Source organism: Thermoactinomyces intermedius, assembly GCF_013912365.1.
GTDB lineage: Bacteria > Bacillota > Bacilli > Thermoactinomycetales > Thermoactinomycetaceae > Thermoactinomyces > Thermoactinomyces intermedius.
This window is the reverse complement of record NZ_JACETT010000104.1, coordinates 1-507: the sequence shown is the minus strand read 5'-3', so window position 1 is coordinate 507 and position 507 is coordinate 1. Positions and strand designations below refer to the sequence as shown.

Sequence of the window (507 nt, the reverse complement as noted above, 5' to 3'; positions counted from 1 at the left end):
GGGCTTTGAAGGACATCCCGGGGAAGCGGCGATGGGGGAAGGCCCGTTGATGTTTATCTTGGATTATACCATGATCCCGCATACCGGTTTGCGAAATCTGGTGATGGATACCGCTGAAGAGCTGGAGATTCCATTGCAGGTGGATGCCTTGATGGGCGGCGGGACCGACGGGGCAAAATTCCATTTGCACGGAATTGGATGCCCGACGGTGGTGATCGGGTTTCCCACCCGGTACGTGCACAGTCATAATTCATTGATGTCCAGGCATGATTTTGAGCAGGCTGCCCGGTTGTTGACGGCCGTCATCAAAAAATTGGACCAGAATACGCTGGACAGCTGGATATAATTACCGGTGGAACTTGGCCGGATGCCGTTCATCCGGCCAAACCCCGCTGAATCCGCTTACAAAACGAATCCCGTTTGGGAAGCCAATTCCTCCAAGTTATACCAAAAATATTTTTTATTAGTTGAAAATAACAAGTAAATTAATTAATATATAAATAGTTT

At 48.3% G+C, this 507-nt stretch carries 1 protein-coding gene; it reads left to right on the top strand.

What is annotated here, in order from left to right:
* Positions 1-346, top strand: a 346-nt coding sequence (locus tag H1R82_RS14405) for a M20/M25/M40 family metallo-hydrolase (RefSeq protein ID WP_181821727.1), incomplete at its 5' end; no start/stop codon positions are given.
* Positions 347-507 lie beyond the last annotated feature (161 nt).